The organism is Bombella pluederhausensis (genome assembly GCF_026385525.1).
Lineage (GTDB): Bacteria > Pseudomonadota > Alphaproteobacteria > Acetobacterales > Acetobacteraceae > Bombella > Bombella pluederhausensis.
In genome coordinates this window covers 511,857-533,145 of sequence record NZ_JANIDY010000001.1, presented here as the reverse complement: position 1 = coordinate 533,145, position 21,289 = coordinate 511,857, and the positions used below count along the sequence as shown (strand labels likewise).

Annotated in this window: 19 protein-coding genes; 6 read left to right on the top strand and 13 right to left on the bottom strand. The window is 57.7% G+C overall.

Features of this window, described 5'->3' with window-relative positions:
- The first annotated feature begins 51 nt into the window (after positions 1-51).
- Positions 52-843 carry an endonuclease/exonuclease/phosphatase family protein gene (locus NQF86_RS02340; protein WP_266115994.1) on the top strand — a complete coding sequence of 264 codons (792 nt, stop codon included), beginning with the start codon at positions 52-54 and terminating at the stop codon, positions 841-843.
- 3 nt (positions 844-846) lie between these two features.
- On the opposite strand, the gene cls is transcribed toward NQF86_RS02340, so the two are convergent.
- From cls to hpnA, 11 genes are all read right to left on the bottom strand, one after another.
- Positions 847-2,265, bottom strand: coding sequence for a cardiolipin synthase (gene cls, locus NQF86_RS02335; protein ID WP_266115993.1), 1,419 nt, complete (start codon positions 2,263-2,265; stop codon positions 847-849).
- An 89-nt stretch (positions 2,266-2,354) separates the two neighbouring features.
- Positions 2,355-4,565 (bottom strand): DNA topoisomerase IV subunit A, encoded by a 2,211-nt coding sequence (gene parC, locus NQF86_RS02330; RefSeq protein WP_266115992.1) that lies wholly within the window; start codon positions 4,563-4,565, stop codon positions 2,355-2,357.
- 39 nt (positions 4,566-4,604) lie between these two features.
- Positions 4,605-5,411, bottom strand: a complete 807-nt coding sequence (recO, locus tag NQF86_RS02325) for a DNA repair protein RecO (protein WP_266115991.1) — start codon at positions 5,409-5,411, stop codon at positions 4,605-4,607.
- Between the two features lie 41 nt (positions 5,412-5,452).
- Positions 5,453-6,364, bottom strand: a complete 912-nt coding sequence (gene tsf / locus NQF86_RS02320) for a translation elongation factor Ts (RefSeq protein WP_266115990.1) — start codon at positions 6,362-6,364, stop codon at positions 5,453-5,455.
- A gap of 148 nt (positions 6,365-6,512) precedes the next feature.
- On the bottom strand, positions 6,513-7,280 hold the full coding sequence (gene rpsB, locus NQF86_RS02315; protein ID WP_266115989.1) for a 30S ribosomal protein S2: 768 nt from the start codon (positions 7,278-7,280) through the stop codon (positions 6,513-6,515).
- A gap of 178 nt (positions 7,281-7,458) precedes the next feature.
- Positions 7,459-8,097, bottom strand: a complete 639-nt coding sequence (locus tag NQF86_RS02310; protein WP_266115988.1) for a nucleoside phosphorylase-I family protein — start codon at positions 8,095-8,097, stop codon at positions 7,459-7,461.
- Positions 8,097-10,070 (bottom strand): squalene--hopene cyclase, encoded by a 1,974-nt coding sequence (shc, locus tag NQF86_RS02305; protein ID WP_266115987.1) that lies wholly within the window; start codon positions 10,068-10,070, stop codon positions 8,097-8,099. The genes NQF86_RS02310 and shc overlap by 1 nt, the downstream gene beginning before the upstream one ends.
- Positions 10,071-10,131: 61 nt before the next feature.
- Positions 10,132-11,424, bottom strand: coding sequence for a hydroxysqualene dehydroxylase HpnE (gene hpnE, locus NQF86_RS02300; protein WP_266115986.1), 1,293 nt, complete (start codon positions 11,422-11,424; stop codon positions 10,132-10,134).
- Positions 11,421-12,305, bottom strand: a complete 885-nt coding sequence (hpnD, locus tag NQF86_RS02295) for a presqualene diphosphate synthase HpnD (protein WP_266115985.1) — start codon at positions 12,303-12,305, stop codon at positions 11,421-11,423. Before hpnD ends, hpnE begins: the two co-directional genes overlap by 4 nt.
- Positions 12,306-12,423: 118 nt before the next feature.
- Entirely contained in the window at positions 12,424-13,287 is an 864-nt protein-coding gene (gene hpnC, locus NQF86_RS02290; protein ID WP_266116444.1) for a squalene synthase HpnC, read from the bottom strand.
- 91 nt (positions 13,288-13,378) lie between these two features.
- The gene (gene hpnA / locus NQF86_RS02285) at positions 13,379-14,386 is read right to left on the bottom strand and encodes a hopanoid-associated sugar epimerase (protein ID WP_266115984.1); all 1,008 of its coding nucleotides are present in this window, start codon (positions 14,384-14,386) and stop codon (positions 13,379-13,381) included.
- Between the two features lie 130 nt (positions 14,387-14,516).
- On the opposite strand from hpnA, the gene NQF86_RS02280 reads away from it, so the two are divergent.
- Positions 14,517-15,527 (top strand): lysylphosphatidylglycerol synthase domain-containing protein, encoded by a 1,011-nt coding sequence (locus tag NQF86_RS02280; protein ID WP_266115983.1) that lies wholly within the window; start codon positions 14,517-14,519, stop codon positions 15,525-15,527.
- Between the two features lie 35 nt (positions 15,528-15,562).
- Positions 15,563-16,444, top strand: coding sequence for a prephenate dehydrogenase/arogenate dehydrogenase family protein (locus NQF86_RS02275; RefSeq protein ID WP_266115982.1), 882 nt, complete (start codon positions 15,563-15,565; stop codon positions 16,442-16,444).
- 118 nt (positions 16,445-16,562) lie between these two features.
- On the opposite strand, the gene pyk is transcribed toward NQF86_RS02275, so the two are convergent.
- Both pyk and NQF86_RS02265 read right to left on the bottom strand, forming a co-directional pair.
- On the bottom strand, positions 16,563-17,927 hold the full coding sequence (gene pyk / locus NQF86_RS02270; protein ID WP_266115981.1) for a pyruvate kinase: 1,365 nt from the start codon (positions 17,925-17,927) through the stop codon (positions 16,563-16,565).
- A gap of 24 nt (positions 17,928-17,951) precedes the next feature.
- On the bottom strand, positions 17,952-18,800 hold the full coding sequence (locus NQF86_RS02265; protein ID WP_266115980.1) for an SH3 domain-containing protein: 849 nt from the start codon (positions 18,798-18,800) through the stop codon (positions 17,952-17,954).
- Between the two features lie 197 nt (positions 18,801-18,997).
- On the opposite strand from NQF86_RS02265, the gene NQF86_RS02260 reads away from it, so the two are divergent.
- The 3 genes from NQF86_RS02260 (at position 18,998) to NQF86_RS02250 (ending at position 21,279) form a co-directional block, all read left to right on the top strand.
- The gene (locus tag NQF86_RS02260; protein ID WP_266115979.1) at positions 18,998-20,206 is read left to right on the top strand and encodes an MFS transporter; all 1,209 of its coding nucleotides are present in this window, start codon (positions 18,998-19,000) and stop codon (positions 20,204-20,206) included.
- Positions 20,203-20,520 (top strand): hypothetical protein, encoded by a 318-nt coding sequence (locus NQF86_RS02255; protein WP_266115978.1) that lies wholly within the window; start codon positions 20,203-20,205, stop codon positions 20,518-20,520. The genes NQF86_RS02260 and NQF86_RS02255 overlap by 4 nt, the downstream gene beginning before the upstream one ends.
- A gap of 369 nt (positions 20,521-20,889) precedes the next feature.
- Positions 20,890-21,279, top strand: a complete 390-nt coding sequence (locus NQF86_RS02250; protein WP_266115977.1) for a hypothetical protein — start codon at positions 20,890-20,892, stop codon at positions 21,277-21,279.
- The last annotated feature ends 10 nt before the right edge of the window (positions 21,280-21,289 follow it).

Below are 21,289 nucleotides of genomic sequence, written 5' to 3'. Positions count from 1 at the left end.
ACGAAATGGCCACGCCACACTTACGCCACAATATTCTTTTCTTACGGGGCAGTGTACACTGAACACCGTTTCTACAGGCCTGTCCCTACGGGTCTTCATGTCATTGATTTTCAGGCCGTTACGCTCATGCAGGACCCGACATCATCTTCCGCCACACCCCATGCCCTGCGGCTCGTCAGCTGGAACCTCTTTCATGAAGATGGGGCCACGCTGGAAGATATCCGGCTTCTCCTCCGAGTAACCAAGGCCGATATTCTGCTCATGCAGGAATGCCGTCTATTCACCAACAGGCTGCCTGATCTGGTGGAAGGTCATTTCAGCCGTCTGGCTTCGGAAGGACGTGTCCACGGTACGGCCTGCTGGAGCCGCTTCCCCTTTCTAAATCCGCCCCGGCTGCACATGCTCCCCCCCGGGCTGGCCGCACACCGTTCTGCCCAGCTTCTGACATTTGATACAGGCTTCGGCCCTTTCAGTATCGCCAATGTGCATCTGTCCCACGGCCCCATCCTCAACCGCCGCCAGCTCCGCCTCATCCGGCAGGAACTGCCAGAACGAGCCATCATCATCGGGGATTTCAATCAGGTGGGGCCTGCCATGCTGCGGGGCTTTGAAGATGTAGGACCACGGGAGCAGACACACCGTATGCTCGACAAAGTGCCCCTGCGTCTGGACCGCTGCCTTGTCCGTGGCTTCTCACTGCTGGACAGACGGGTCTATCCCCGCTTCGGATCTGATCACCGGCCCATCTCTGTCACGCTGCAACCGGACCTGCCCATCAAGCCATCCACTGCCGCGCCACATCAGGAACGGCACGAAGACAACACGATGGCCATCTCCCTCTGACCTTCAGAGATAGGGCAGGAAAAGACGGCAGGCGGCATTCCTGAGCCTGACAGGCAGCGACCATGTATCAATCTCGGCAAGGTCCAGCCGATGATGACACTTCGCACGGATGAACTCCTCCAAATGCGCCGCTGTCTGCTGGTCATGCAGGGTCAGGTTACATTCGAAATTGAGACGCAGAGAACGCCGGTCCAGATTGGCGCTCCCCACGAAGCTCCATGCCTGATCAACCGTCATCAGCTTGGAATGATTGAAGGGCGGATCCCCCAGCCATACCCGGCACCCTGCCTGAACCAGCTCCCGCAAACAGGCATCCCGTGCGTAATCCGTCACTGGATGATTGCTGCGCCGTGGCACAAGAATATCCACCGTCACCCCACGCAGGGCCGCCAGCCCCAGCTCCGTTGCAAAGCGGTTATCAGGAATGAAATAGGGTGTCATGAAGCACACATGGCTGCGGGCCAGAATAACAGCCTGAAGGATGGTATATTCGATCTGCTCGATATCCGTATCCGGACCTGACGTCACAACACGGGCTGGTATGGTCCCTGCCGAAACAGGTGGCGGAAAGTAGCAGTCGCCATCCAGCGTTTCCCCAGTCGTAAAGCCCCAGTCCCGTACGAACACCTCCGAAAGCTGCTGCACAACGGGCCCTTCCAGCCGGAAATGTGTATCCGCCACTGGAATACGCCGCCCGCTAGAGGGTTGGCTGAGCATGTTCTCATCCCCGATATTCAGCCCTCCCATGAAGCCCACGTGACCATCCACCACCAATATCTTGCGATGATCCCGCAGATTGACGAAGGGCATACGCCACGGCCAGAGAGAATGCATGAAACGGGCACAGCGTATGCCCTGCTGCCTCAATGTCTGAATGATGGGGCTATAGAGATACCCACTGCCGACCCCATCCACCAGCACACGAACCTCGACCCCTCTTTTCCGGGCCTCGACAAGGGCTGCCACGAACTGCTGGCCGATCCGATCGCAGCGGAAAATATAGGAACAAAGCAGAATGGACCGCTGCGCCTGACCGATACTTTCCAGCATTCTCGGATAGGCATGATCCCCATTATGAAGGCACTCCACCCTGTTGCCTTTGAGCAGAGGCAAACCCGTCAGCTCATCCAGCATCCGGACAAGAGGATACATGAAGCTATCCGCTGCATCATGGGACCATTTGGCTAGAAAGGCCGTTTCTTCCGGGTCCACATCCTCACGCAGCTTCTGCGCCCGGCGGCGCACCCGGTTAATACCCAGACACAGATACAGGACCGATCCCAGATAGGGCATCACCCAACAGAAACCGATCCAGCCCGTGGCAGACGCCGTATCTCGCTTGGTCAGCAATATATGGACCGTCACCCACAGGGAGAGGCACACATGCAGCATTCCGAACAGGAAGGTAAGCGTTTCTGCCATGGCCCCCTCTTTTACCAGATGATGATTGGTGTGGTGTTACTCCCTCCATGCACCACAACATGGAAAAAATACACTAACCCATATGCCTGTTATTTCCGCAGCATCCATTGCGGTGCCACCTTGCCGACAGCACCACGCCGCCCTTCCAGAGGTGCAAGGTCATCGGCGGAACGAACTTTCTGCCCTTCCTTCCAGACCAGCCCTTCCGCCAGAGTGAACAGACGGACATGCTGTATGCCCACCCCAGCCGTCAGCTTCTGAAGGCTGACACCGCCACCTTTCGCCACCTCGGCCACCTGCTCCAATGGGAAAACGAGCGCCCGTTTTGCGGTTGTCAGGCAGAGCACATGCGTCCCCTCGGCAGGGTAAACGAACTGAATACAGGCACCCTCACGCAGATTGAAAACCTGCCGTCCTGTCCGCTTCTCGGCAGACAGATTGCTGGCAGCAACCTGCATCCCTCTGCCGTCACTGCTGGTCAGGAGATACCGGGTATCATCATCACCCAGCGCAAAGAAGGCCACAACCTGATCTTCCTGCGCCAGATCAGCCAGCGTCCGCACGGGCTGGCCAAAGCCACGCCCACGGGGCAGGTCCGCCACCTTCAGCGTGAAGGCACGACCTCCTGCGGCCATAAGGCAGAGACGGTCCGTACTCTGACACTCCACCTGCCATGCCAGCCCGTCCCCTTCCTTGAAGCGATGATTCTCCGCATCATGTCCATGCCCTTTAACAGCACGGACCCAGCCTTCCTGAGAGAGCAGAACCGTGACAGGTTCACGCTCCACAGCCAGAGCGGCAGATGTATCAATATTGGCAGGGGCCTCCGCCATAGTCGTACGCCGCTGACCATAAGGACCGCCCTCAAAGAGGGCCTGCATCTTCTGGAGGTCTTTACCAATCCGGGTCCAACGGCGCTTCTCGGAGCCCAGCAGGGCCTCCAGTGACGCCTGTTCCTTGCCCAGACCATCCCATTCCTTGCGGATTTCCATTTCTTCCAGACGCCGCAGGGAGCGCAGACGCATGTTCAGCACATAGTCCGCCTGAAGTTCGCTCAGAGAGAAAGCCTTCATCAGGGCAGGCTTGGGTTCATCCTCCTCCCGGATAATGCGAATAACTTCATCAAGATTCAGATAGACCTTCAGGAAGCCTTCCAAAATCTCAAGCCGTTTCAGGACGGCATCCAAACGATGCTGTGTGCGGCGGACGAGCACATCATGCACATGCTCCAGCCACGCCTTCAGCACCTCCCGAAGGGACAGCACACCGGGGATTTTCCCCTGACTGAGCACATTCATGTTCAGGCTGAAACGGCTCTCCAGCATGGTGTGCTTAAAAAGCGTTTCCATCAACACTTCAGGGTCGCAGTTGCGGGTTTTCGGCTCCAGAACCAGTCGGATATCCGTTGTGCTTTCATCCCGTACATCCGCCAGAAGGGGAAGCTTCTTCTCCTCCATCTTCTTGGCAATGTCTTCAATCAGCTTGCCCTTCTGCACCTGATAGGGAATTTCCGACACGATAATGGTCCAGAGACCACTCCGCCCTTTCTCGACCGCCCAGCGAGCCCGGATGCGGAAGCTGCCCCGCCCTGTCTCGTAAGCCTGAACGAGCGTCTGGCGGTCTTCCACCAGCAGCCCTCCCGTAGGGAAGTCCGGCCCCGGAACGATATTCAGAAGGTCTTCCGTGCTGCATTCCGGCTTTTCAATCAGAAGACGAGCAGCCTGATAAAGTTCAGCAGCATTATGCGGTGGAATGCTGGTGGCCATACCCACGGCAATCCCCGCCGCTCCATTGGCCAGAAGATTGGGGAACAGACCCGGCAGAACGACCGGCTCCTGATCCTCATTGTCATAGGTCGGGCGGAAATCAACCGCATCATCGCTGATGCCTTCCAGCATGATACGGGCTGTTTCGGTCATGCGGCTTTCGGTGTACCGCATAGCGGCAGCACCATCGCCATCAATGGACCCGAAATTGCCCTGCCCCTCCACCAGCGGGTAACGCACAGCAAAATCCTGCGCCAGACGCACCAGCGCATCATAAACAGACGCATCACCATGCGGATGGAACTTACCGATGACATCACCCACCACACGAGCGCACTTCTTGAAGCCGGAAGTCGGGTCCAGCTTGAGCTGCTGCATGGCGTAAAGCAGGCGCCGATGCACAGGTTTGAGACCATCCCGGACATCTGGCAGGGACCGTGACGTGATGGTGGACATGGCATAGGCCAGATAACGCTCGCTTAATGCTTCAGCCAGCCGTGTATCTTCGATATGCCCGGCGAGATCGCCCGTCATAAGGTCTCCTGCTTCCTGTTTGGCCTTTGGGAGAACAGGTTAGACACGCTCTTTTTCCTCCTGTCCAGAGGCCCCGTCTTCAACAAGCCCGTAAAGAGCCGTCACCAGCCGATCCCGTGCCGCAGGCAGAGGCCGGTGATGCGCTGCAAAAACAGCCCGTTGCAAGAAATGTCCGCTCAGCCGTGCAGCACTTAGCCACCCGAACGGCTCCCCTTCATCGTCATCATTCAGCAAACATGAGGGAAGCGGCAAAAGACGATCCTTCCAGTCCCCGGCACCTTCCTCACTTACAGCCCGGCCCGTGCGAGGTGACACATAAGCCAGCCCTTCCCGCACATCCGTCACGGCACAGCGATCCAGCGTCAGCCCATAGCCCAGTTCCTGCAACAGGATCAGCTCCCACCGGAAATAGAGCGCCACGGGGGGCTCAGCGGCAGACACACTCAAAACTCCCATGAAATGCGCCAAAGAGGCAAAAAGCGGCTCATGCGGCTCCCTTTCAGCAAGCGCCTCACTGCACAGACTACAGGCACTGCTAAGCAAGGACAGGGCCAGAGGATGATCCAGCAGAAAAGATGCTGTCGGCCGCACCAGCTCTGCCGTCATATGCCCCAACTGTTCTGGCAGACGGGCCTTCCAGCGGGCCATGATAAGGCTGCCTTCCTGCCATAACCCAGCCTGACGGCGGGATCGCCCCCCCTTTACAAGCGCATGATAGACGCCCCGCTTTTGTGTCAGCACCCGGACAAGCAGGCTGCTCTCCCCGTGGGGGGACAGTCGCAGAATGATGGCCGGTTCTTCCCACTCCATAACGCCCCCTTGGAACAGAAAAAGGGCCTCCGTCACAATGACGAAGACCCCCTTCCTAGCAATAAACCGTTAAAGGCTTATTTCTTCTGGCCAGAAGCCGCAGCCACTTCGGCAGCGAAGTCTGTCTCAGCCTTCTCGATGCCTTCACCCAGCTTGTAACGGGCGAAGCCAACCAGCTTGGCGCCAGCCTTCTTGACGACTTCCTTCACGCGGCTTTCACCGTCATGCACCCAGACCTGCTCCAGAAGAACGACTTCTTCGTAGAACTTACGGATGCGGCCTTCCACCATCTTCTCGATGATGGCTTCCGGCTTACCGGAGCTACGAGCCTGATCTTCCAGAACCTTACGCTCATGAGCAACAGCGGCAGCGTCAACGCTATCCACATCCAGAGCGGTCGGGCTTGTAGCAGCAACATGCATACCGATCTGACGGCCCAGCGTCAGCAGAGCTTCGCTCTCGGAAGGTGCTTCAATAGCAGCCAGCACGCCGATGCGGCCAACGCCCGGACGCAGAGCACCGTGAACGTAGCTGGCCACAACACCAGACGGTACGCTCAGGACCTCAACACGGCGCAGGCTCATGTTTTCACCGATGGTAGCAACCAGATGGGTCAGCTCATCAGCAACCGTACGACCGGACGGCATCTTGGCAGCCTTGACGGCCTCCAGATCACCACCAACCGTCAGAGCCACCTTGGCGATGTCTTCCACAGCCTGCTGGAAGGCATCGTTACGGGCAACGAAGTCTGTCTCGGCGTTGACTTCGACCATGGCGGCCTTCTTGCCATCAACGGCAACAGCCACCAGACCTTCAGCAGCAACACGACCGGACTTCTTGGCAGCCTGAGACAGGCCCTTCTTGCGCAGCCAGTCGATAGCGGCCTGCATGTCGCCATTGGCTTCCGTCAGGGCCTTTTTGCAGTCCATCATGCCTGCGCTTGTTGCATCGCGCAGCTCGCGCACCATTGCAGCAGTAATTCCTGCCATATCTCTATCATCCCTGATAAAACACCCATGCAGCCGGGACGCATCCACGGCTGCATGAGCTGTTCATGTCATATTTCCATCATCCAGCCCTTACCATGCGGGGCAGACCGGATGTCTGGCACGGCCCTGAAGGGCCAGATGGAGAAGCTTACTCAGCCTTCTCTGCCACAACGGTTTCTTCAACCGGCAGCTCAGCAGAAGCACCGATATCCTGACCGGAAGCAGCCAGCTCAGCAGAAATACCGTCCAGAACAGCGCCAGAAACCAGCTCGCAATAAGTGGCGATGGCGCGGATGGCATCATCATTACCCGGGATCGGGAAGGTGACACCCTTCGGATCAGAGTTGCTGTCCAGCACGGCGATCACGGGGATGCCCAGCTTGTTGGCTTCCTCAACAGCCAGCTTTTCCTTGTTCGTGTCGATCACGAACAGCAGGTCCGGCAGACCGCCCATGTCCTTGATCCCGCCGAGGGAGCGTTCCAGCTTCTCACGGTCACGGGTGATGTCGAGGACTTCCTTCTTGGTCAGACCAGCCGTGTCGCCAGCCAGCATCTCATCAATGCCACGCAGACGCTTGATGGAACCTGTGATGGTCTTCCAGTTTGTCAGCATACCGCCGAGCCAGCGATGGTTGACATAGTACTGGCCGCAACGCTGTGCCGCTTCGGCAACCAGATCAGCAGCGGAACGCTTCGTACCAACGAACAGAACGCGACCACCGGAAGCCACGGTGTCACGCACCTGCTTCAGGGCACGGTCCAGCAGCGGAACAGTCTGCTGAAGGTCGATGATGTGAACCTGATTACGGACACCGAACAGATACGGTGCCATTGCCGGATTCCAGCGGCGTGTGTGGTGACCGAAGTGAACACCAGCTTCCAGCAGCTGACGCATCGTGAACTGTGGCATTGCCATAGTCTGAAACTTTCTTTCTCTGGTTTATCCTCCGCATGGCAACGCCCCTTCATGATACGGGACACCAGGTAATCCGGGCCATGCGTGCGAAATATATCCCTCAGCCCCTCTATGGAGCTAAAAAATACCGCTCCTCTCTAAAAGAAGCTGACGGGAAAGGCAAGTATTTCCCCTACCCTCACCCTTGTGCGACGGGAAGACCTTGCAAAAAATGCGCCATTGCCTGACGGGCACGGGCAGCATCACGCCCCAGTCCCATCAGGGCACCAATCTGGGACGGATGACGCAGAATAGACCCCAGAAGGGCCGGAACATGAATCTGCCCGTCTTTCAACCCTTCTATAGCTGCGGGAGGCAAGTCCCGCCCCGCATCATCACAGATCACCCTCAACACGGCAAAGGGCAGGCCAGAACGGGCGACCAGACCACTCTCCATATCCACGGCATGACAGCCTGTCTGATCAAAAAGCGTTGCCTTTTCAGCCGCAGTACCGATCATGACCGGGCTATGCAGAATGCCACCCCGCACAGCAGCCTGCGCCGCACCAAAGCGGGCACTCAGAGCCGGGTCTGACCTGTAAATCTCGTCCTCACACTGCACATATTCGGCCACCTGCACGCTTCCCGGTGGCAAAACGGCATCCAGCGCACCGGAGCAGCCAAAAGACAGAAGCTCCGTCACGCCGGCATCCAGCAGGGCTGACAGGGCACGCTGCGCTCCGGCCTCACAGGCATGGCTGAGCGCAATCCTCGCCTCAGGAAAGAATTGCCTCGCCAGATGTGCTTCCTGCTTCAGCCCTGCCAGAATGCCGAGCATCAGAAACCGAACTCCACCTGCCCGGAATTGCTGCTTGTCAGATTGCGATAGCGGGACAGAGCCATAAGCGGGAAGAACTGCTTATAGCCATGATAACGCAGATAGAAGACCTTGGGGAAACCAACAGCATTATAGGGTGCTTCGTGCCATTCACCCTGCTCATCCTGCTGCTGTGCCAGATAAGCCATACCACGTTGGACAGCCTCACTATCCCGGCGACCAACGGCCATCAGCCCCAGCGTAGCCCAAGCTGTCTGGGTTGGCAGGCTGGTTTTGTAGACACCCTGCGGGGCTCCCTCATAGCTGGCGCAGTCTTCACCCCAGCCACCATCCTCATTCTGCACGCTTTCCAGCCATGCCACAGCACGCTGTACCATGGGGTCATCATGGCTCACGCCAGCGATATTCAGAGCACATAAAACCGACCATGTGCCGTAAATATAGTTCGTGCCCCAACGGCCAAACCAGCTACCGCTTTCCTCCTGCTCGGAGCGGATATAATCCAGCCCCTTACGGATCACGCCAATATCCTCCGGGTGCCCCAGCTGGGACAGGAAGGAAATGCAGCGGGCCGAGACGTCCACCGTTGGCGGGTCCAGCAGGGCACCATGATCCGAGAAAGGAATGTGATTCAGGGCCTCAAGGTCATTATCAATGTCAAAGGCACCCCAGCCGCCATTACTGCTCTGCATCCCGATGATCCATTCCCGGGCACGCTCAATAGCGACACGATTTTTCTCAGGATCAATCCGATGCAACAGCATTCCAACAACGGCTGTATCATCAACATCCGGGTAATAGTCATTCTCGTACTGGAAGGCCCAGCCCCCCGGGCGAAGGTCCGGTGCGTTGATGGCCCAGTCGCCTTTGACATCCAGAATCTGACGGTCCCGCAACCATGCCGCCGCCTTTTCCAGCGCGGCCTTTGTCTCGGCTGGCTGCACAGCACCGGCACCTGATGAGGCCTCCAGCATGGCAAGGCCAGAAAGCGCCGTATCCCAGACAGGCGACACGCAAGGCTGGCAATAGGCCTCATCCTCTTTTTCTACCAGAAGCCCCTGTACAGCCTCCCATGCCTGCACCACACGAGGGTCATCATCTGGCACGCCAAGCACACGATACATCATGAGCACATTGGCCATAGAGGGATAAATCGCCCCCAAACCGCCCCCACTCAGCCGTTTCTCAATGAAGCGAACTGCCTCCCGAATAGCCTTCTCATGCAGGGAACGGGGGATATGAGGCACGATGGGCCGCAGTGCCTTATCCAGATAAGTAAAGACCCGCCCCCATACCGAACGATAAGGGCCACGGATCCAGTCCTTAATACGTGCTGGCGGACGCTTGAACAGTTCCTGCACATGCACGCCACGAGGATTCAGGGCAAGTGGCTTATACGCAGCCAGAATGAGCAGCGGCGCAATGACAGTGCGGGACCAGTATGACATATTCCAGATGGAGAAAAATGCCTTACGGGGCAGCAACATGAGCTCCACCGGCATGACGGGCACGGCATCCCATGGCACTTCCCCATACAGAGCCAGCTGGATACGGGTAAAAACATTACTCCGCTCCGCCCCACCATGTTGAAGGATGGCCGCACGGGCACGGCGCATATGCGGGGCGTCCACGTCATCACCAATCATCTTCAGGGCGAAATAGGCTTTCACACTGGCTGAAAGGTCAAACCGGCCATCCTGATAGAGTGGCCAGCCGCCATGATCACCCTGAATGCGGCGCAGATAGACCCCAATCTTCTGCTCAAGGGCCGTATCAATACGATCCAGAAAATGCCCCAGAAGAACATATTCTGAAGGAATGGTTGCATCGGCTTCCAGCTCGAAGACCCAATGACCGTCACCCTTCTGACGCCTGCCCAAAGCGGCATGCGATGCCTTAACGGCCTGCTCCACCACAGTGACATCAATACCATGACGGGACAACGTCTTGCTCACTGAACTCTCCTTCAACATTTTCGCACGTCAGGGCTATCGCCCCTCCAGCATGTGCAGAGGTCATAAACCAGTTTCAGGCTCACTCCGCTCCGGCGAAGGCCGTGCGAAAACCAAGCGCCCCAACCGCCACCAGTCCGGACTGTATGGCGCCTTCAATCGTGGAAGGCAGGCCAGTATCCGTCCAGTCCCCGGCAAGTGCAAGGTTGGCGTAGGCGGTTCTCGCCCCCGGGCGCTTTTTATCCTGTTCCGGTGTGGCTGCAAAGGTGGCCCGTTTTTCACGGATCAAACGTGCCTCTGGTACGGCTTCCGGCAGGGGATACTCCAGCAGAGGGTCCAGAGCCTGATGCAGCTCTGCCCATATGCGTTCCAGCATGTCCTCATTCCGCCAGTCCGCATAGCGATTGGCAGCACTGACCGTCACAGACAGCACTTCATCATGCAGGAAGACCCATTCTGCCACACCCCCAACGAGCCCCATAAAGCCAGCTTCCCTCAGGGCTCCCCTAGGCTGCAAAGGCTGATGAAGGCGATAATGAGCATTGGCAATACTCTCGAACTCATCCGGCCCTTCCAGCCCCGGTACAAGCCCAACCGCTACAGGAGACGGCACCGCCATAATGACAGCATCTTCTGCTCCCAGCGCTACCGTTCGGCTTGGCGTTTCCAGAGCTATAACCCGCCCGCCTTCATACCGTAGGGAGGACACTCTGGTGCCCGTCAGAACCTCAGCGTGACAGCTTTCCAGATACCGCATGGCGGGCGTCACGAAACTTTCGGAGAGACCATGAGCGGCCATCCACGGGCAGCAGGCACTCCCCCCTTTGGCAAGGGTCTGGCGCACGATGTTCCCCAACAGACGGGCACTTCCCCGCTTGATATCCGTATTCAAAGCGGAAATAGCCAGAGGCTCCAGAAGACGGCGGGAAAACTCGCCCGGCAGGAGACAGTCCGCCACACAGGCCTGTTCATCTGCCTTCATGAGGCGAGACAGAGCCATAACTTCCTTCAGTGTCATCCCCGGTACACGGGTACCCCGCCCCAGCAGCCAGAACGGAATACGCCCTGATGACAGGCGCAGCGTCCATGAGAGATACTTCTCCACGTCATACCAAGGGAAGATCGGCTTACCCGGTCCCCTGAGCGTCTCACGGGCCCCCAGCAGGTCGAGATACCGGAACGTGTAAGGATTGGCCGAAAGCAGGAGATGATTCCCGTTATCAATGACCGTATCCAGCGCCTTGTCGTGAAAGGAACGTGCACGCCCTCCACAGGCCGGGCCAGCCTCATATAATGTCACCTGTGCCTGAGGGGCGAGCTCTACCGCCGCAGAGAGCCCTGCCAACCCGCCCCCGATGATATGCACATGGCTCACAGCACAACCCCGACAGCCGCAAGGGCCATAGCCAGTTTTTTACGGGCGGCACAGATGCACAGCGATGCCTCCGGATTACGCCAGCCACGCCGCCGCAGGGCGGCAAGCGTCACCCGGTAAGAAGCGGCCATGATACGGGCGGGCCGCACCGTGGCAGCGGGGCATTGCCGCATGACCTCATCAGCACGGCGGAAATGGTCAGCTGCCCGGCCTGCCAAAATCTGGCACACACCATCCAGCCCCTGCGCATAAAGCGCCTCTGCCGGGTCAGCCGGAACACTGTAGCGCCGCAGAAGTTCCGCAGGCAGATAAAGACGCCCACGAGCAGCATCCTCAGCAATATCCCGCAGAATGTTCGTCAACTGGAGAGCACGCCCCAGATGATGGGCCAGCTTCTCCCCATGAGCCTCTGGCGTACCGAAAATACGGACGGACAGACGCCCCACCGCAGAGGCTACACGGTCGCAATACAGGTCCAGAGTGGCTTCATCCGGGGCCACAATGGGCTCCCCGCAATCCATCTCCATACCCTCAATGATGGCGATGAAGTCATCCTGCTTCAGATCAAACTTCTCTATGGCAGCCAGCAAAACACGATCCAGCGCATCTTCTGCCTTCCCTGCATATAGGGCGGCGATGCGTTCTTTCCACGCCACCAGTGCTGCAGCCGGGTCCGGCAAAGGCACATCACCATCGGCAATATCATCCACGACCCGACAGAACGCATAAATGGCAAACATGCCATCACGGCGGGCCGGAGGGAGGATTTTCATCCCCTTTCCAAACGATGTTCCGGAACGGGTAACGATCTCCTCCACATGCCTCAGATCAGACGGCGCGCACAGCAGACCCTGAGGCACCTTGCGACGAGCAGAGACCATAACCTTCCTCACATCCATTCAGTGGCCTTGGCCACATTAACATTACAGGCCACATCCTAGCCTGCCCTGCTTCTACCCCTAAAGCCCGCAGGGGGCAAAAAACTATCCCGGAGAGAGCTCAGCGTATATACCGCATGGCCCAGCCCAGCGCACGGAGGCCATCCAGACGGGTCAGAGCCACCCGCTCCGCAATCGGGTCCTGCTGATGCAGGCGTTCTGTCAAGCGGCGGCAAAGCGCCACAATCACGGCAGCTTCCAGCCGCATCCGGCGGTCCTTTACCAGACCCGGCAGACGGGCAGCTTCCTCATTCAGCGCATCAACATGGGCCAGCATATGGTCGAAAACACGCCGCACGCCCGGCTTACTACGGGCCAGAATGAGGTCCTTCAGCCTGACATTTTCAGCTGCCAGCCAAGGAAGCGGCACATAACAGCGATTCAGCTGTTTCAGGTCACTGCTGACATCCTGCATGTGATTGACAATCTGTAAGGCCGTGCAGAGCGCATCCGATGGCCCGAATGTCTCCTCACCTTCACCATGCAGCATGAGCAGGAACCGCCCGACAGGATTGGCGGAATAGCGGCAATAATGCAGCAGCTCGGACCAGTGTTCATAGCGTGTCTTTTCGGCATCCATGATGAAGGCCGTGATCAGATCACTTCCCAGCTCCAACGGCAGGCCACGCTCCTGAAGAACAGTGCGGAGGATAACCCCGCTCCACGCATCTGCCCGCCCTGCCGGTGGTTTCCGCTGGCCATGCAGAACGTCCCGCAGGGCTGTGAGTCGGGCAATTTTCTGTGCAGGAGAGAGCTGGCCATTATCCACCATATCATCCGCCACACGGGCAAAACGATAATAAGCATGAACGGCAGGGCGTTGCTCTGCGGAAATCAGGAAGGAACCAACGGGGAAGTTCTCATCATTCATCCCCTTGCTGGAAGACACATCCCGCTCGCCCCAGACCTGAGCATCATCCTTCATGTCGATTTTACCAGACTGTGCCACCATGCTCCCGCTCCTTCACTAAGCCTGCCCCAACCATGGGCATAACCGCATCCTGTCAACCCGGTACTTACGCCCCGAAACCGCCACGCTTATGCTCACGGAACCACGCCACGGCATCTATCAGGGCATGTCGTGCGGCACGGGGGCGATAGTCAAGCTCCCGCTCCGCTTTTGCTGACGAAAAGAACATCAGTTTCTTGGACATATCCAGCATCTCCCGTGTCACACGGGGCTGAATGCCGAAGCGCCGCGCCAGCATCTCTGAAACAGACGCCACAGGATACAGCCATGACTGCTTCAGCTGGATACGCGGCGGCTTGCGATGGACAATCTCGGCCACCATGCGGAACAGTTCGCCCAGCATAAGGTTTTCCCCACCGAGAATATATTTCTCACCAATAACGCCACGCTCGAAGGCCAGAACATGACCTTCCGCTACATCATCCACATGGACGATGTTCAGGCCCGTCTCCACATATGCAGGCATCCGGCCTGTGGCACAGTCCAGAATCATCTGGCCGGTCGGGGTCGGTTTGATGTCCCGTGGCCCCACAGGCGTTGACGGATTGACAATAACAGCCGGAAGCCCTTCCTCCCTCACAAGGCGCAGAACCTCCTGCTCCGCACGGTATTTCGAGCGTTTATAGACACCCACGATCTGATCTTCCGTCACGGGGGATGATTCCGTTGCTGGAATACCGTCACGAGCCGTAGCTAAAGCCGCAACGGACGAACAATACACAACCCGCTTCACACCGGCCTTCATAGCGGCCTGCATCAGGATGCGTGTCCCTTCGACATTCGCCTTCATCATCACGTCAGGGTCCGGCACCCAGAGACGATAATCGGCAGCGACATGGAAAAGATAGGTCACGCCCTCCAACGCCTTCTCCATGCTCTGCGGATCAGCGAGATCACCAACCACAAACTCGACAGGCAAGCCGGACACATTACTGCGATCCGAAGTCTGACGGACCAGCAGACGCAGGCGATGCCCTCGTTCCAACAGGATGCGTGCCACAGCCGAGCCCACAAAGCCGGTTGCGCCGGTAACCAGGGTTATGTCTTCTGCCATGTTCCGCCTCTTTTCTGCCCTGTTGCATGAACCTGCCGGGTATAATCGTCCTTGCCGCAGGGGGTAAAGCCCCAGACGGTTGGACGTCCTCCCCAGAGTAGCCTAGAAGGGCAGGAACCAGAACTGACATATGGCGGCACTCTTGAAAAAACTCCTCCCCTTCATCCTTTCGCTGACAGGTGTCGTCCTTTTCTGTTTTCTGACCCTCCGCACAGGCATAGAGCCGATTCTGCTCTCACTTGCCAAAATTGGCATTGATGGTTTCATCCTGCTGATCGCCAGTCAGCTTGCCGTCAATATCCTGCTGGGTGTTGCATGGAAAAGCAGTATCGCCGATATCGGCTTCCTCCGCCTGACTTTCTCCCGTTTCGTGCGAGATGCCGCCGCAGCCTGCCTGCCTTTCTCCCAGCTTGGAGGGATGCTGATTGGCATACGGGCCACGACAGCCGGTAATGCACGCCATACCACCAACGGGCAGCCCATAAGCTGGACGGAGGGCATTGCCGCCAACATCGTGGACATCACCACGGAAGTTCTGGGGCAGCTTGCCTTCATCATCATCGCCCTTCTCTGCCTCATCGGGCAGGCTGACGCAGGACGTTTCATCTGGCCTCTGGCCGTGGGCATCGTCCTGCTGAGCATCGGCATGGCCGGGTTCATCTGGACACAGCAGCGTAGCGGCAATGCCCTGCAAGCCCTCGCCCGCTTTCTGGCCAAGCATATCTCCGCCGACTGGCACGATGCGCTAGCTGATAATAGCGAAAATTTTCAGGTCTATATTGAAAGCCTCTGGGACCAGCCCGCCCGCATCGGTCTGGGCGCGGGGCTGCACCTTCTCTGCTGGATCGGGAGTGCGCTGCTGACATGGCTGTCCCTCATTCTGCTGGGAGCACACTGCTCCTTCTTCAACGCACTGGCCATTGAAGGCGCTGTCTGCGGCATCATGTCCGCCGGCTTTCTGGTGCCGGGTGCGCTGGGCGTGCAGGAAGCGGGTTATGTGGCTCTGGGACACCTTTTCGGAATCAGCGCTGATATTTCCATCAGCATTTCCCTACTGAGACGGGGCCGGGATATTGTCATCGGCATTCCTGTCCTGCTGCTCTGGCAATTCTACGAATTTCGGCAGCTCCGCCGCTCCTGACCGTTCCACCTTTCACCTGATGAGATGACACCCTCATGGCTGATGCCCCTCTTTTCGATACCCTGACCATTGTCGGCCCCGGACTGATCGGCTCGTCCATTCTCCGCCGCGCTCGACAGACGGGCACGCTGGCCCGCCATCTCATTGCCGCCGATTGTTCAGCCGATGTCCTGAACCGTGTGGAAGAACTCGGTATTGCTGATGAGGTCACAGCCTCGCTGACAGAAGCGGCAGCAAAATCCGATGCTGTCATCCTCTGCATTCCGACAGGGGCCATCAGGCCGGTGGCCGAAGCCATTCTGCCCCACATGAAGGCAGGCAGCATCCTCAGTGATGTGGCCTCTGTCCGTAGCACGCTGGGGCCGGACATCAGCGCCCTGCTGCCAGATGGTGTCAGCTATGTTCCGGCTCACCCCATGGCCGGAACGGAATATTCTGGCCCCGATGCCGGGTTCCCCACCCTGTTTGAAGACCGCTGGACACTGCTCGTTCCCCCGGAAGGCACGGCACCCGAAGCCATCGCCACGATGGAAAAATTCTGGCAGCGCTGCGGTGCCCGCACCCGGCAGATGACAGACCGTTATCACGATCAGGTCTGCGCCATTGTCAGCCACCTGCCCCATCTACTGGCCTTCAGCATCTGCAATACGGCAGACCGGCTTTCAACTGATCTTCAGACCGATGTGCTGGAATACGCAGCCTCCGGCTTCCGGGACTTCACACGCGTTGCAGCGTCTGACCCGATCATGTGGCGGGATATTTTCCTGACAAACAAGGAGATCCTCCTCGCTACCTTCAAGCGATTTGAGGAAGATGCCCACCGCATGGCAGAGGCCATCCAGAATGAGGATGTGGAAACCATCATGGATAGGCTTCACAGAGGACGGCATGTGAGACAGGGCCTCACCAAGCAATAACAACCCCTGACAGAGCACAAAAAAAGCCCGGCAGGTGATCAGGCTGCCGGGCTTTTTCTTGTCCCCTATCCCCCTGATGGAAAACCCATCAAAGGGACAGAGAAAGCATCACCAAAGATCAGGCCTTGACGATGCGCAGGTTCTTGGAGCTGTCGAGCAGAACCACATGCTCGCCATCCTTGGCGAATTCGCCAACGGCCTTCACGTCATCCTTGCTGGACACAACCTTCGGGAACACACCCCAGACCACACACAGGCGGCGGGAAATGGTTTCGTTCGTCAGGGCCACAATCGGCTCATGCGGACGCTCACGGGAGACCAGAACAGCGCTACGGCCATTCTCTGTATGCACGGCCAGAGCAGACGCACGGGCATTACGAGCCACATCAAACGCAGACTTGGCCTGTGCACCCTGAATCGTGTGCTCGGAAACCGGGCGCATACGGTCCATACGGGCACGCCATTCCGGGTCCTGCTCCACACGGGAGGTCACGCGGGCCATGGTTGCCACAGCTTCCGGACCGAAGGAACCGGCAGCACTCTCAGCGGAGAGCATGACGGCATCGGCGCCATCATAAACGGCATTGGCCACATCGGAGACTTCAGCACGGGTCGCAACCGGGCTGCTGATCATGCTTTCCATCATCTGCGTTGCCACGATGACCGGACGGCCCTGACGGCGGGCTTCGTTGATGGCACGCTTCTGAATGACCGGCACATCCTCAGCCGGCAGCTCGACACCGAGGTCACCACGGGCAACCATCAGCGCATCGGAGAGACGGATGATCTCATCGAGGCACTCAACAGCCTGCGGCTTCTCCAGCTTCGTGACGATCCATGCACGGCCCTTGACGATGTCACGGGCTTCCTGAATGTCAGCCGGACGCTGCACGAAGGAAAGGGCGATCAGGTCCACACCGATAGAAAGGGCGAACTGAAGGTCCTTATGATCCTTCTCTGTAAGGGCCGGGATCGGCAGGGCAACGTCAGGAACGTTCACGCCCTTACGCTCGGAGAGCTTGCCGCCTACGAGAACTTCCGTCTCCAGCGCTTCTTTGTGCTTCTTGACGACACGCAGAGCCAGCTTGCCGTCATCCAGCAGCAGGCGGTGACCGACATCAACAGCCCCGATGATTTCCGGGTGCGGCAGGTTGACACGGTGAGCATCACCGGGGGTCTTGTCCAGGTCCAGAGTGAACTTCTGACCGACCTTCAGCTGGACAGGACCATCCTTGAAGACACCAACACGCAGCTTCGGGCCCTGGAAGTCAGCCAGAACGGCCAGCGGGCGACCCAGCTTTGCTTCAGCTTCACGCACGGCCTTGTGACGGGCAGCGTGTTCATCATGAGCACCATGGGAGAAGTTCAGGCGGAAAACATTCACGCCAATCTTGGCAAGATTAAGGATCTGCTCAGCGGTTTCTGATGCCGGCCCGAGGGTCGCAACAATCCGAGTGCGGCGATGATGGATGTTGGCTGTCATAACATTCCTCGACTTTTCATTTGTTCAGTCAGGCTGAATGATTTCACCGGGTTGAACCCCCCATAACAGGCGGCGTTCAATCCACCCGTCATAGCCCCTGACTGTGACATGACACCATGATGAGCCCTGTGGACAAGCCTTGATCTTACCGATCGCACCCGGCTCCAGCAGGGCAACGATCGTCTGGTCCGGCTTGTCCGAACTCATCAGAGGGACGTCATGATTCTGGCCCCGTGCCACCTCTCCCACTGGCATATATGCCACAATGCGGGAATCAGCATGACCCGTGGTCGAAACTTTAGACGCATCCCCATCATAGGACACGGAACCGGGTATGATAAAGGAACGGCTGCCATGCAGCGTCACCTGATGTACCCAGCCTTTCTGGCCATCCTGATCTTCCACAAGACGCCAGACGCCAAATTCCCGTTCAATCAACACGGGATATCCACGGCGATGATAGACCCAATCGATCGGGTAACGCTCGCCCGGACCCCGCCGCATATAAACGCGGTCCGCCCGCATGGAAGCATAGCGTGGCAGAGGGAGCTTCGTCTCCGTTCCGACATTGTCGGGCACGGGCGGCTGAGCTGGCTGCGCCGCTTTCGCTGCTCCGGCTGCCGTAGCGGCAGCAGCGGCTTTGTGCTGGGCAGCTCTTTCATGCCGGGGCGCTGCTTCGTGAGTACGGGCCTTGCCTGCCGCACGAGCGTGCTCATGCGATTTTCCATGATGATGGGGATGATGGGATTTATGAGTGTCATCCCGTTCCGCTGCGCTCCCATGGGCGGGCATGGCTGCAAGAAGGGCCACTGCCATGACAGGCAACACCCCCTGCACAAGCCGCATATGGGAAAAGGAAACAGGTACTCTCATCCCCTTATCCCTGCCAAGGGATAGCCATTTGAGCAAGCCGTATTCCCCCTCTTATGTTCAAAAAATACGCTCATGGGCAGCAACCCTGCCCTGCCAGAAAAGCGTGACACCATCATTCCGTCATCTCATCCCCTACGGGCCAGACCATATTTATACCACAACCAAGGGCAACAATGGGGCCAGAGGGAGACATGGTCATGTTTCGAACCAGTCGATACCGCCTCGCAATCCTGTTTCTGGGGCAGCTACTTTTCACGGCGGCGTTCTCCATTGACCTGACGCTGACGGGTGTTGTGGGCTACCAGCTCACCCCGGACAAGACATTTGCCACGCTACCTTATTCGCTCATCACTCTTGTGGCCTGTCTGACGACCTTTTTTGCCTCGATCCTCATGGGCAGACTGGGCCGCAGGGCAGGCTTCATACTGGGGGCCTTAGCTGGAGCGATAGGCGGGCTGACTTCTTTCCAAGCTCTGGCAACACATAGCTTTCCTCTTTTCTGCTGCGGGACGGCAGCGGTAGGCGTGTTTCAAGCTTTCGCCCAATATTACCGCCTCGCTGCGGCTGATGATACTACGACTGATACGGCACGAGCCAGAAGCATCGCCACGGTTCTCTCTGGTGGCGTCATCGCCAGCCTTCTGGGGCCTTTTCTTGCCTATCTGGGGGATGACCTCATCCCCGGCCTTCCCCACTCTGGGGCTTATCTCATCGTCGCCGCTCTGGCGCTGCTTTCGGTCGTCCTTATGTTCGGACTGAAAGATAGGCCTCGGCAGGTTCATCTTCAGGGCAGACGGAAAATCAGCCTGCATTTTCTCCGTCAGATCCCCCCGAGGGAACGGCGCTCTTATCTGCTTGCCATAGCCACGAATGCCCTGTCCTATAGCGTCATGATGGTTCTCATGAGCATCACGCCCATTCACATCCTCCAGCAAGGGCATGATGTAGACTTCGTCTCGGAAATGATGATGGCGCATCTGTTTGCCATGTTCAGCAGCTCGCCCCTCTCCGGCTGGCTTTATAATCGTGCAGGAAGCTCTATTGCCATCATGGTGGGACTGGTTCTCATACTGGGTGTGGCATTGCTCAACGTGATGTTCAATAACGCTTACGAGCTGTTTTTCTCTCTTTTCCTGTTAGGGCTGGCTTGGAATATCCTGTTCGTTTCAGGCTCTACGCTGCTGGTGGCGGCAATTCCACATACAGAATATAGGCCAGGTGCGCAGGGGCTCAGTGAGTTCGTCACGGCTCTATGTACTGCCATCGGCTGTTTTGCTGGCGGGGTGACGTTAAAGGGCGTTGGGTGGGAATGGATTAATTATGCCGCTGTGGGAATGGTGGTCCTGTTCATGGTGGCATTATTCCAGGCCATATTCCGTCACTCTCCAGACAGGGAAGACGCATGATGACAAAATCGTCCCATTATATTGACATCGGTCGTAACGGTGAGGGACTCAGCCCCTCTGCCCTGAATAACCATCCATGGCCAGAACAGGCACCAGACCTTTCTTCAATCCCCGTAAATACCGATCCTGTTTTTCAGGAGCGGCTGAGACAGGAATACGTAACAAAAAGAGAACTTGATGAAACTAGGCTGCTTGCTGAGGCCAACGCAGCGGGCACCGTAAAGGGCATTCCGCACATTCTCAAGCACGGGGGCTTCCAGTTCAATTCCCGCCGGTCTTTTGTGCCACGTCACCTCATTGAGAACAGGCTGTAACCAACTGCTGTCAGGCAGGACGCCCATTGAAATCATTCTCCCCATTTTCTGCATCATCGCCGATCCCGTGAAACGGTTCAAGGCCACGACCTGCACACTGGGAGAGATGGTCACCCTTTCCAATCTGGCCGATCTGTCCAGACTGGTTTCTGCCCATTAGGCCCCCGGCCTGATCCTCCATATCATTGCCAATTCAACATTCTATGCCATGCCCTTTGCCAACACCAACGTGGAAGCTATTGCCTATCTCAACGCCCTGCAGGCCGAAATCAGATGCATGAAGGCTGATGACACCCTGCACCTGCACGACATGTCTCAGGTCCTGGCCCCAAAAGCGGAAGAATTCGGACGCTTCTATGACAGGTGGCGGTGTACCTTCCAGGAACGTCCATCTACACCACCGTCATGCCTGATCACTTCCAGCATGAAGCCAGATGCGCTCTGGCTGAATACAGGGCCGTAAAGGCCGCTGCTGCGGAACTGCAATGGGAACGACACTTCTTCCCCCGGAGCATCCGGGCCACCATCCATACCAAAAAGCTTCCTGTACTGGGGCTGAGGCTTTACCCTGAGTACAAACGACGTTCCAGATGGCTCCCCTATCACGGGATTGCACTGTTCCAGAAACTCCGACATGACGGCCATCACATCATGCTCATAGAACCGGAACTGTTTGCAGCGTCCCGCCCCAATGTCATCCGTCTTGCAGATGCTATGGGCCGGACAATGGGCTATCTGGACAAAAACCCCTACACCTGAAAAAGGCCCG